The organism is Vibrio diazotrophicus (genome assembly GCF_038452265.1).
Classification (GTDB): Bacteria; Pseudomonadota; Gammaproteobacteria; order Enterobacterales; family Vibrionaceae; genus Vibrio; species Vibrio diazotrophicus.
The window spans coordinates 2,899,486-2,911,921 of the sequence record NZ_CP151842.1; the positions used below are offsets into that span (position 1 = coordinate 2,899,486).

10 protein-coding genes are annotated in these 12,436 nt (G+C 45.8%); all 10 read right to left on the reverse strand.

Annotation, left to right across the window (positions count from 1 at the left end):
- Nucleotides 1-36: 36 nt before the first annotated feature.
- On the reverse strand, nt 37-831 hold the full coding sequence (locus tag AAGA51_RS13400) for a glycosyl hydrolase 2 galactose-binding domain-containing protein (protein WP_042489283.1): 795 nt from the start codon (nt 829-831) through the stop codon (nt 37-39).
- Nucleotides 832-929: 98 nt separating this feature from the next.
- Nucleotides 930-1,349, reverse strand: coding sequence for a ribonuclease E inhibitor RraB (rraB, locus tag AAGA51_RS13405; RefSeq protein ID WP_042489287.1), 420 nt, complete (start codon nt 1,347-1,349; stop codon nt 930-932).
- Nucleotides 1,350-1,562: 213 nt separating this feature from the next.
- Nucleotides 1,563-3,008 carry a metalloprotease TldD gene (gene tldD, locus AAGA51_RS13410; RefSeq protein WP_042489291.1) on the reverse strand — a complete coding sequence of 482 codons (1,446 nt, stop codon included), beginning with the start codon at nt 3,006-3,008 and terminating at the stop codon, nt 1,563-1,565.
- Nucleotides 3,009-3,010: 2 nt separating this feature from the next.
- Complete coding sequence (locus AAGA51_RS13415; protein WP_042489293.1) at nt 3,011-3,850, reverse strand: carbon-nitrogen hydrolase family protein; 840 nt, start codon at nt 3,848-3,850, stop codon at nt 3,011-3,013.
- 29 nt (nt 3,851-3,879) lie between these two features.
- Complete coding sequence (locus AAGA51_RS13420) at nt 3,880-7,776, reverse strand: YhdP family protein (RefSeq protein WP_042489295.1); 3,897 nt, start codon at nt 7,774-7,776, stop codon at nt 3,880-3,882.
- 11 nt (nt 7,777-7,787) lie between these two features.
- Entirely contained in the window at nt 7,788-9,257 is a 1,470-nt protein-coding gene (rng, locus tag AAGA51_RS13425) for a ribonuclease G (RefSeq protein ID WP_042489298.1), read from the reverse strand.
- Nucleotides 9,258-9,282: 25 nt separating this feature from the next.
- Nucleotides 9,283-9,882, reverse strand: coding sequence for a Maf family protein (locus tag AAGA51_RS13430; protein WP_042489301.1), 600 nt, complete (start codon nt 9,880-9,882; stop codon nt 9,283-9,285).
- A gap of 1 nt (nt 9,883) precedes the next feature.
- Complete coding sequence (mreD, locus tag AAGA51_RS13435) at nt 9,884-10,372, reverse strand: rod shape-determining protein MreD (RefSeq protein ID WP_042489304.1); 489 nt, start codon at nt 10,370-10,372, stop codon at nt 9,884-9,886.
- On the reverse strand, nt 10,362-11,249 hold the full coding sequence (gene mreC / locus AAGA51_RS13440; protein WP_042489307.1) for a rod shape-determining protein MreC: 888 nt from the start codon (nt 11,247-11,249) through the stop codon (nt 10,362-10,364). The genes mreD and mreC overlap by 11 nt, the downstream gene beginning before the upstream one ends.
- Before the next feature lie 49 nt (nt 11,250-11,298).
- Nucleotides 11,299-12,342, reverse strand: a complete 1,044-nt coding sequence (locus tag AAGA51_RS13445) for a rod shape-determining protein (RefSeq protein WP_042489310.1) — start codon at nt 12,340-12,342, stop codon at nt 11,299-11,301.
- Nucleotides 12,343-12,436: the final 94 nt, after the last annotated feature.

Sequence of the window (12,436 nt, forward strand, 5' to 3'; positions counted from 1 at the left end):
CCCCAACTCTAAGAGCTGGGGTTTTTGGTTTCTACTCTATACGAAGTGAGTCACGCAGAACTCTCTAGATAGACCGAGCTGGCACACTTTTCTCTGCCCATCCAACTGGATGCTTAACTCATAAAGATCTTTCGGATTTGGATTAGCTTTATCGTAATACTTCGGGGCGTCGACCTGAAACAGTGCACTGACATGGTCACTACGGATATCAATTGGCAGCTGATACGTCATGCCATCAAACTTGACCGCTGCTGATACTAGACCCGGAAAGAACGTAGTGAAGTGCAAATTCACCAGCAACTCACAACCACCACCGTAGTGCCAGATTTGTTCTGTAGTGACAGCACCTAAACGTACATGACGGATAAATTGCAAATAAGGCTCACGCCATATGCCTATTCTGTCATCGTACTTATTCACCTCTTCACTCAACAAACAAACTTCAGCGTCTTCTTCATCCAGCAGGCAATCTTCATCTTGTTCCAGAAAGAGGATCTCAAAACGATTTCTTCCTAGTGTTAGCTGCGGAAGAACATCTTTTCGATAAATCTTCTGAGAGCCGTCACAATCAAACAGAGCGACACCGTTCAAACGGACTTCCGCATGATAATCGATACCTTCCAGAACAAGGTCGACGGCTCCGAAGTTCAACATGCTCTCATCGACTTCAATATCGTGCATGAGATGCCATTCCTGATGTGCAATCTCGTCTTCAGACAAAGTTTGAGGTAACACAGCACTGAGTGGTGACGGAAAAGTGATATCGTCCTGCGGTATGGATAAATCGGTGAGCGGTGAAAGTTGCCATAAACCGGCGAGAGAAAGCTGCATAATATTCTTATTGAATGATTTTCTTTTAGGAGAGTTGGCACCATTTAAACATAGTGGCAATAAAAAATACCAGCCTAGGCTGGTATCTATATTAAGACTTACTCTTCATCATCGTCTTCATCTTCGTCAGGGTACAAGGCATCTTCGCCCTCGTAGTAAGTACCCCACCCGTCATAGATGATGTCGTATTTTTCAGCCAGATTAACCAGTTTTTCAACTTGAGCGTCGATCGCTGCTGGATCAAGAGCAGACTGCATAGTTGCATCAAAGCACAGCAGTTTGCTGCCGTCTTCATCTTCTGCTTCTTCAGCTTCAAGAACTTCAAAGCCCATTTTAAAAGCTTCAACAGCAGCTTTTTCTAGCTTTTCGAAATCTTCAGCGAAAAAGTGGTGTTCAATCTCATACAGCGCTTCAGGATCACTGCCATCTTCCAGCAGTGCTTGAATGATTTCGCGAGTATCTTCCTTTTGAATTTCTAGGAAGTCTTCCACTGATAGATAATCATCTTGTTGAGGCATAAAAATGTGCTCCAAAGTGTACAAAAAGGGTATCAATTTAATTGCGCGCAATATCGCATGGATCGTTGTGAATTACCACCTGCATGACGATCTTAAAACGATCTTTCTGGTAATACACAATTTATTGCTAACAAGTCATTCTCTGTTAACAAGCAACAAAGCCTACAATATTCCATAGGCTTTGATTTAATGCTCACGATTTGGAGGACACGGTTATTCCGTGCCACCCACTGTCAACGCATCCAGTTTCAGTGTCGGCTGACCAACACCTACAGGCACACTTTGTCCAGCCTTGCCGCACACACCAACACCACGGTCAATGCTCAGGTCATTACCCACCATAGAGACTTGCTGCATTGCTTCAATGCCAGAGCCAATTAAGGTTGCGCCTTTAATTGGGCGAGTCACTTTACCGTTTTCAATTAAGTAAGCTTCGGATGCTGAAAACACGAACTTACCGGAAGTGATATCAACCTGACCACCACCGAAGTTAGGCGCATACACCCCTTTCTTAACCGTAGAAATGATCTCTTCAGGAGTATGTTGACCCGGCAGCATGTAAGTGTTGGTCATACGAGGCATTGGCAAATGAGCGTAAGACTCTCGGCGGCCGTTACCCGTTGGAGCAACACCCATTAAACGCGCGTTGAGCTTATCTTGCATATAGCCTTTAAGAACACCGTTTTCGATCAGTACATTGTATTGACCATTCACACCTTCATCGTCCACGTTCAGTGAACCACGAAGATCTTTCAAAGTGCCATCATCGACAATAGTACAAAGATCGGAGGTCACCTTCTGTCCGATTTTTCCAGAGAATACTGATGACTCTTTACGGTTGAAGTCGCCTTCTAGACCATGGCCTACCGCTTCATGCAGTAGAACACCCGGCCAACCAGAGCCTAATACCACTGGCATAGTGCCCGCAGGTGCTGCATCAGCTTCTAGGTTAACCAGTGCCTGACGGATCGCTTCATCAGCATAAGCAAAAACGATCTTCTGTCCGTTCTCTTCATTTAAGAAATAGTCGTAGGTAAAACGGCCACCGCCACCAGCACTGCCGCGTTCACGGCGATCGCCACGTTGCGCTAATACGCTGATAGATAAACGAACTAATGGACGAATATCGCCAGCATAAGTACCGTCTGTCGCCGCAACTAACACTTGTTCATGCACGCCACTCAGGCTAACAGAGACTTCTTGAACGAGTGGTTCTTTGGTACGGATGTAAGCATCTATCTGCTGTAGTAATTCTGTTTTCTTCTGTTTTTCCCAGCTTTCTAATGGGTTAACAGCCGCATAATAGGTTTGGTTACTATTGCGTTTAAAGGCTTGTACAGATGCATTCTGCCCTTGTTGTGCAATACCGCGCGCAGCAATCGCACTTTGCTGTAAACCTTCTAACTGGATTTGGTCGGAATACGCGAAACCTGTTTTCTCGCCAGTGACAGCTCGCACGCCCACACCACAGTCGATGTTGAATGAACCATCTTTGATAATGCTGTCTTCTAAAATCAAAGACTCATGCCAGCTAGACTGGAAATAAATATCTGCATAATCAATCTGGCGGGTTGCGATGCTCGACAGAGTATCGGCAATGTCTTGCTCAGTAAGCCCTGCCGGTTTTAATAATGCTTCTTCAATGCGGGTTATACTCATGTTTAGCTCTTTTTCTCTATAAATTGATTATGAAAGCGTGTGTGGGCACTAATAGGCATAGCAGCACGCACACTCTCTATTTGTTCTAACTCGATATCAACAATCAGACTTGCAGCATCTTGCTCTAGTGAAGCAATGATCTCACCCCAAGGACTGATCACCATTGAGTGTCCCCAAGTTTCTCTTCCGCAAGCATGATGGCCACCTTGACCAACTGCGATAACCCAACACTGGTTTTCTATCGCACGAGCCCTTAGAAGAACTTCCCAATGCGCCTTACCAGTTACGGCGGTAAACGCAGCAGGTACCAACAGTATCTGGGCTCCTAATCGACGTAATTCTGCATACAGATTAGGGAAACGAACATCATAACAGATGGACAATCCCAGCTTAGCAAAGGGCGTTTCTGCCACAACGATATCGTTACCCGGCGTAAACGTTTCTGATTCACGATAACGCTTGTGGCCATCAGCAACGTTAACATCAAACATGTGCAGCTTATCATAGTGAGCCACAATATGACCTTGCGGATTAAACAGAACGGATGTGGTAGTCACGCCTTGAGTCTCCGCTGAAGTTCGGCGAATCGGCATACTACCGATGAGAACCCAAACCTGCTGCTCTACAGCTAAGCGCGATATTCTTGCCTGAACAGGCCCATCACCCAGTTCTTCAGCACTGTTGTGGTAATCCTCTTTGTTACCAAACACTACCGCATTTTCTGGGGTAACCACCCATTTAGCACCTTGCTTTGCCAGCAGTCTGGTTTGCTGTTCAATATAAGTGAGATTCTCATTCACATCCGAGCTGGATGTCATTTGAATTAAACCAATACGTTCCATGTAAATAGCCCAACCTACTTTTGTCTGACTTATTGTGCGAGATCTCTAAGTTTTTTCGGCAGCTTAAATTCACCGCGACTACGAGAGAGTTCTTTTACTGTCGGTGAATCCATCGGACCTTTCACCTCATAATTTACTTCGGTGAAAACTTCGACTACAGGTGCTATCACCGTGGTAATCGCCAACACATATAACGCCGTTTGCGGCGTTACCGCAAATGCGGTCAGTACCGGAATACCAGAAGTAATGTCCGGTACAAAGTTAACTTCTGCATCTACGGTACGAGTATTGAGATCCGCTAATCCCTTAATGGTCATGTCACCAGCAATAGCATCCATCTTTATATCATTGGTAACAAAAATGCCTTTATCAACTTCACCGCTGCCAGTGATCGAATCAAAGGCCATACCTTTATCGAATACATCACTGAAATCGAGCTGCATTTTACGAATGATAGAGTCTAAGCTGAACAGGCCCAAGAACTTCGCAGCGCCGCTGACATCGGATATCACCCCTTTACCCAGCTCCGTTTTTACATTGCCTTGAACGGTATTGACCTTCATCGACCAAGGAGCGCCATCCCATTGCAAGTCACTCCACATGTTGAACGAAGCTTTTTGAATTCCTGAACTGATACCGAATCGTTCCATCAGGTCGCTGTTGTTTTCACCCTGAACTTCAAACTTTAGCTTAGTGTGGCTGGTTGTGTCAGTCAGTGTCCAGTCGCCACTCATATGAACAGTATTAGTACCACTCACCACATCCACTTTTTTCCACTCCAGAGTGTTGCCTCTACGCTGGAAATCCATATTCACTTTGCCAACTTTATAACCTTGCAGCCAAAAGTCGTTAATGACCAGAGTAAGATTCGGCATCAGGCGATGAAACTCTCGGTCAAACTCGGAAATCAGAGGGTCCGATTGTTTAGTATGCGCCGCCAATAAAGGTTTCGGCTGTTCTTCATCTAACGATGGAACAAACACATGCAGACGATCGAAAGAGACCGATAAATCATAAGGCTGAATATAATTGGCTTGCCCTTTTGCTTCTTGGCTTTCCAAGTTCATCACCCAGCCAAGACCTTTCCGACGCGCATTAAAGTCAACATCGTGCCACTCAATATCGGCAAGGGTCAGTTCTTGAGTTTTTAGATCGACACGTTGCGGAACTGGAATCTCCGGAGTGTTCATTTTATCTAGACTTGACTTGCCCGCTTTAGCGACAGGCACATCATTCATCACAGCAATCCAGTCATCTAAGTTAAATCGGTCAAGACGAACCTGAGCATGGTGCCCAACAACAGGACTGATTTTAAAACCACCTTGCCCAAGCACTAAGTTGGTCGCTGTTAACACTGGCGTTTTAGGTCTGATATCAATCTCAGCCTGATACTTGGCTTGAGGAAGCTGAAGACGCGCAGTAATCGATTCCTGATTCCCTGAAGCCTGCAGATGCGCTTTGCCCGCTGCTTTCGTTTTCTTTGCCAATGGGTACGGGTATTCACTCGCAACCATTTTCAGGTCTGCGGTACTATCTATCTGGTAAGTAAAGCCAACATCATTTAACTGCAAAGCCACACTGGTTTGCCACGGTGCGTGACCTTTCAGACGCTTGAGCCAACGTTCTCCAACATAAGGCACCAGAGGTTTCACATCCCAGTCACCGATAACATCAATGTTTACCGCATAACCTTGAGGCGTACTTTCGCCCTGAAAATCAAAGGAGATCGGTTGCTTTAACAACTTCGATGACAAGCCCGCAGCGGTAATCACATCGTTGTCGAAGTTAATTCGACCGGATACCGAATCCAACATCATTGGTGGAGCATCAATATCCACATGATTTTTTGATAATTCAGCCCACCCCCAAGCGCGAGGTTCTTTGTCTCGGGTAAAAGGAATATTTAACTGAAATTCAGAAGTGACTTCACCGCTCACTTGAACGGCGTTAAGCGCCGCCCCCACAGAATCAACCAGCGGGGTCGCCGTCATATACGCTCGAACGGCATTCCCTTCCGCCACAGCACTGGCTTCAATCTCGATATGACCATCCGGAGCTAAACTTGGGATGCGCCCTGTGATTCGTTTGGCGTTCACATCCATTAACGTTGCCGCATTTGAATCTAAATACATGGCATCGTTTTCGAACAACAAATCCAATTGCAGATTAGTGATCGTCGGCCAAGCGGTATCAAAACTAAACTTGCCTTCTTTCAGCCCAACCCATGCCTGAAATACACCATTATGCTCCTGATACGGAAATGAGCCTAAATCGCCATACCAAATCAGTTTGGCGGTATCGACTCGACCACCTTGAATGGCGGTAGACAAGTAGTCAGTCAAGTCATCGCCCAGCGCAAGAGTTGGCAAATAACGCCAAGTTTCACCCGCGTTATAAGCATCCGCTTCTAGATAGAATGACAGGAAAGGACTTTTATCGTGAGGGAAATCGAGACGAAATGCGCCTAATGCCTGCAAGTCAGGAGTCGCAACGGTGACTTTATCAGCCCAAAGCGACCAACCGTCACTGCCCGTTTGCCAAACCAAATTCACATCACCATGGCGAATGTTCAGTGGTGCCTGAAATACATCGCCATACGGCAAGGTATCATCAATCAAGGTGGCATGAATTTTTGCAATATCGGCAGAACCGCTAATCTTTGCCTGAAGTTGATGCACTTCAGGAAGTAAGTACCATTGTGCGATCCGGCCGTCTGTTAGCTGCGCTGAATAACGCAGTGAGTCGATGGTTTGCCCCATAGAAACTCGGATATCTTCCAGTAATCCGCCCGGCTTCAGGTCATGAATCAGCTTGGTTGATTGCTGAGAATCTGGCATCAAAGCCGCCAGAGGCAAGAGCGTTTCTACATCAATTTGAGAAAGATTTAACGTCCAGCCTTCTGGTTGCCAATCGAGAGCAACATCGAGATCTGGCCAAGCCGTATCATTAGTTCGTAGCTGTAAAGAGTGGGCATTAACCTGCCACCCTTTATCAGTAGGCATTAGCTTAACAATGCCAGACTCCAGTAATAGTTCGTTGGAACTGCCTTCTTCCCCCCAGATAAGCTCTGACGGTTTCAGTTCAACATACCCATCAACAGGTTGATTGTGATTCAGGGTCATCCACGCGTTAAAGCTTACTCTTCCGCGCTCAATACCTGTTTCTTCCTTTAGGTAGCGAGTTAACCAAGGGGTAACACGAAGATTGTCGGCACTCGCGTAGAAATCACCAGAAATATCAAGCAGCGAGCCATGGTCTTCAAAGTCAGCACTCACTAACAGAGAGTTGATATTGGCATCCGCCAAGCTCACTTCACCTTCTGCAAAATGGTGAGAGCCTTTGTTTCGCCAACGCAGCTTAGCGATATCAAGCTGACGGATTTCGCCGGCCATTGTCTGGTACAAAATGGTTGAGTTAAGAAGCGAAAAATTATCTAGCTGGCGTAAAAACAGGTCGTCCAGCAGTTGCACAACTTGTCCTTCATTGCTCGCCTCAGTGTTTGCATCAGCGCTATCGTCCCGATCAGAATCAGCAATACGGTTCCAGTCAATGGAACTGATATCTAACTTCATGCCATGAATGCTCATATCCGCTATCACCGGCTGGCGATTTAGCAAAGACTGAAATAAGTCAAATTCGATATCAATTTGCTGAGTAGATATGTGGATTTTACTGCTTACGGGAAGTTCCGCTCTTACTGCTTTAAGAGCGAGTGAAGGGTGCGTGTTTTTCCAAAAACCACGCACATCGGTCACTTTAAACTGTATGTTGGTTTGCTGAGTCGCCCAGCGCTCGATTTCACTTTGGTAGCGATTCATTTCAGGCAGCAGTACCCGCAAAGCAGTTACCACAACAGCCAATAACACCAATAGGCTAACAATAAGCCATAAAATAAATCGCCCAAGGCGGGTAAAGGTTGAGCTCACTCAATATCCTTTTACATCATCACAACATCAAATTGTTCTTGGATATACAGAGGTTCCGCTTGAATACGAACTTCTTTACCAATAAACAGCTCCAGCTCAGCAAGCGCATGAGACTCATCTCCTTGCAAAGTCTCTGCCACTGCCGGAGATGCGTACACAACAAACTTGTCTGAGTCGTAGGCTCGGTTCACTCGCGTAATTTCACGCAGTATTTCAAAACAAACCGTTTCAACGGTTTTCACCGCTCCACGACCTTCACAAGTTGGACAAGTAGAACACAGAACATGTTCAATACTTTCTCGTGTACGTTTACGAGTCATCTCAACTAATCCCAACTGCGTAAATCCGTTGATATTCGTTTTGACTCGGTCTTTGCTGAGCGCAGCTTCCAGCGAAGCAAGTACTCGCTTGCGGTGATCATCGGAAGCCATATCGATAAAGTCGATGATGATGATGCCGCCCAGATTTCGTAAACGCAGCTGGCGAGCAATAGCCTGTGTTGCTTCGATGTTGGTGTTGAATATGGTCTCTTCGAGATTACGGCGGCCGACAAAAGCGCCAGTGTTGATATCAACCGTCGTCATGGCTTCTGTCTGATCGATAATCAAATAGCCGCCAGATTTAAGCTCGACTTTACGCTCCAAAGAACGTTGAATTTCGTTCTCCGTGTCGTACATATCGAAAATGGGTTTATCACCTTCGTATAGCTCAAGTTTGTCGGTCAGCTCTGGAACGAACTCGGACGTGAACTCTTTGAGGTTTTCGAATTCCAGACGTGAATCAACCAAGATGCTGGTCAGTTCTGTGCCGACAAAATCACGAATAATACGTTGAGACAGCCCAGGTTCACCGTACAGCGTTGAACGAGTTTTGTATTTCGCACGACGCTCCATGACTTTAACCCAGAGGCGTTTGAGGAAAGCCGCATCTTGCGCCAATTCTTTTTCGTCCGCACCTTCAGCCGCGGTACGAATGATGAATCCACCATTCTCGTCGCAATACTGTGCCACTACTGCTTTTAGGCGATTACGTTCAGCTTCACTTTCAATTCGCTGAGAAACACCTACGTGCGCAGAACCCGGCATATAGACCAAGTAACGCGATGGTAAAGTGATATCTGTGGTTAAACGGGCACCTTTGGTTCCCAAAGGATCTTTCACGACTTGCACAACAATATCCTGACCTTGGCGAACCAATTCAGAAATATCGCGCACTTGGAACTGTTGTTTTTCATTTTCCGCCACACATTCTGTGTGAGGAACGATATCTGAAGCGTGTAAAAAAGCTGCTTTGTCTAGGCCAATATCCACAAAAGCCGCTTGCATACCGGGTAGAACTCGACTGACTTTACCCTTGTAGATGTTTCCGACAATGCCTCTTTTTGCTTCACGTTCAATATGGATCTCTTGAAGGACTCCACCTTCGATCATTGCCACCCGTGTTTCACTCGGTGTGACATTCAAGATCAACTCTGCACTCATGAGCGCACCTCAATTTTTAATAATACTAAAATATAAATTCGTGCAAGAGCTGGTCAGTTTCATAGAGCGGTAATCCCACCACTGCGTGGTAGCTACCTTCAATCCTAGTTACAAATCGCCCACCCAATCCTTGAATGCCATAACTGCCAGCTTTATCGCAAGGCTCACCACTTTGCCAATATTGTTCTATTTCTTGCTCTGACAAGGGTTTGAACCATACATCTGTGGTCACGACCACAGAACGATGTTTTTCTTTTGCAGCGACCGTCACGGCCGTCATTACTTGATGCTGAGTCCCCGAAAGATACTCAAGCATCTCTTTGGCGTGAGAAAAGTTTTGTGGCTTTTCTAATACGCGATTGTCTTGAACCACTATTGTGTCCGAGCCTAAAACCACATAGTCCTGCTCGTTCACATTAAGATTAGCCGCGTTTTGCTTAGCCAATTCTAGGCCAGCTAGAGCTTTATCGCGGGACAAACGTTCTACATATTGAACGGGAGATTCACCGTCTAAACGCTTCTCTTCAACATTTGGGACTAACACGTCAAACTGATATCCCAATTGAGAGAGTAGTTCTCGGCGTCTAGGTGAACCAGACGCCAGAATTAATCGTTGTTTGTTCATTCTATTTTATGTGCCAATGACGTCGAACTCGACGCAGCAATAAAAACATCCATGGCCAAAGTATACAGCTAATTAAACCACTCCAGAGAGATAATGGGTTAAATGTGACATCCTGAATGAGATATTCTCCAAAGAAAATCAACACTTCAAGCGCCATAGCGAGCAGACCAACCACAAAAGCTTGCTGCCAAAGTGCCATATTTCGCATTACGAGGAAGTTCATGGCGACAATGTAAATCACGATGGACATCATCATCCCTCGGATACCGAGAGTCGAGCCTAATAACAAATCCCAAAGAAGACCTAGCACCAGAGCAGAACCCACATTGACACGGTGAGGCAGAGCAAGAACCCAATAACAGGTCACCAACAAGATCCATGATGGTCTCAACAGATCAAGGGAACCCGGCCAAGGGATCGTCTGGAAAATTAAGGCACACAGGAAAGAGCCCCAAATAACAAATCGGCCTCCCCAATCACTACTGCCCATCTGTTACGCCCTCTTCAATATCTTCTGGGTTTGCGAGTAATACTTTTTGTTGGCGGTCTTCATTCGGCCAAATCAATAACAGGTAACGTAAGCGATCAAAATCGACTACAGGCTTAGCTTTTATCGAGGCAAATTCGCGACGTGTATCTTTATCAACATCGGTAATGTAAGCCACCGGATATCCTTCCGGATAGACACCACCAAGACCAGACGTTACCAGCATGTCACCGACATCGATATCGGTACTGGTTGGAATATGCTCTAACTGGATTTCGTCACTTTGTCCGTTACCGGAAGCGATCACTCGAATATCGTTGCGGATATTCTGCACTGGAATAGCGTTGTTCGGGTCGATAAGCAGTAATACACGGCTGTTGTGCGCGGCAACAAACGTTACCTGTCCGACAATACCTTTCTCATTGATAACAGGCTGACCTTCGTAGACACCGTCCGTTCTGCCTTTATCAATCACCACCTGATGGCGATATGGTGATGTATCAACAGCCATTACTTCTGTAACAACTTTCTTCTCATCACGGACAAACTCAGAACCAAGCAATTTTCGTAAACGTTGGTTTTCTTCACGGTATTGATCAAGCAGGGTTAAGTCGCTTTTAAGCGTCATCACTTCACGTTTAAGATTCTGATTCGAATTCAACAGTTGATCACGAGTGCTGAACAGAGAGTAAAAGTCGTTAAACATGGTACGCGGCAAATCTGCAGCATACTGAATAGGCGCTACTAGGCTATTGAGCAAATAACGTACATTTGCGAATGCTCCTAAACGACTATCAGCCAGCATTAGGCTGGCTGATAACATGACCGCGAAGAACAGTCGTTGTTGGAGAGATGGTCCTCGACCAAATATTGGCTTCATCTTATAACAATCCTATTGGGCACCTCATTACAAGGTGCCTGACAAGCCATTACTCATCGCTGAACAGATCACCGCCATGCATATCGATCATTTCTAAAGCTTTACCGCCGCCACGAGCCACACAAGTTAGTGGTTCTTCAGCGATCACAACAGGAATGCCGGTTTCTTCCGTTAATAGACGATCAAGATCTTTCAGTAGTGCACCACCACCAGTCAGAACCATACCGTTTTCAGAGATATCAGAAGCCAGTTCTGGTGGACATTGCTCAAGCGCAACCATCACAGCAGAAACGATACCCGTTAGCGGCTCTTGCAGTGCTTCCAAAATTTCGTTTGAGTTTAGTGTAAAGCTACGTGGAACACCTTCAGCGAGGTTACGGCCACGAACTTCAATTTCCATCACTTCATCGCCAGGGTAAGCCGAACCGATTTCGTGCTTAATTTTCTCAGCGGTTGCTTCACCGATTAAGCTGCCGTAGTTACGACGAACATAGTTGATGATAGCTTCATCAAAACGGTCACCACCGATACGAACAGAAGAAGAGTAAACAACACCGTTCAATGAGATAACTGCAACTTCAGTTGTACCACCACCGATATCGACCACCATTGAACCTGTTGGCTCAGAAACACGTAGGCCAGCACCAATTGCTGCTGCCATTGGTTCATCAATAAGGTGCACTTCGCGTGCGCCTGCACCTAGTGCAGATTCACGAATCGCACGGCGCTCAACTTGAGTGGAACCACAAGGAACACAAACAAGTACGCGTGGGCTTGGTTTTAGAAAACTGTTGTCATGCACTTGACGGATAAAATGCTGAAGCATTTTTTCAGTCACGTAGAAGTCAGCAATAACACCATCTTTCATAGGACGAATTGCAGAGATATTACCCGGCGTACGACCTAACATTTGCTTAGCTGCATGACCGACAGCCGCTACAGTTTTTCCACCACGGCCTTTGTCTTGGCGAATAGCAACTACAGATGGTTCATCAAGGACAATGCCTTGACCTTTAACATAAATAAGAGTGTTGGCAGTACCTAAGTCAATTGATAGGTCGTTTGAAAACATGCCACGAAGTTTTTTGAACATATTCTTCGTTCATCCTGCAAGAATTGAAGATAAAAATTGCACTAAATGTACCAACGCCTTGCCGTCACAGCAAGGCATTGACGCATAAACATGG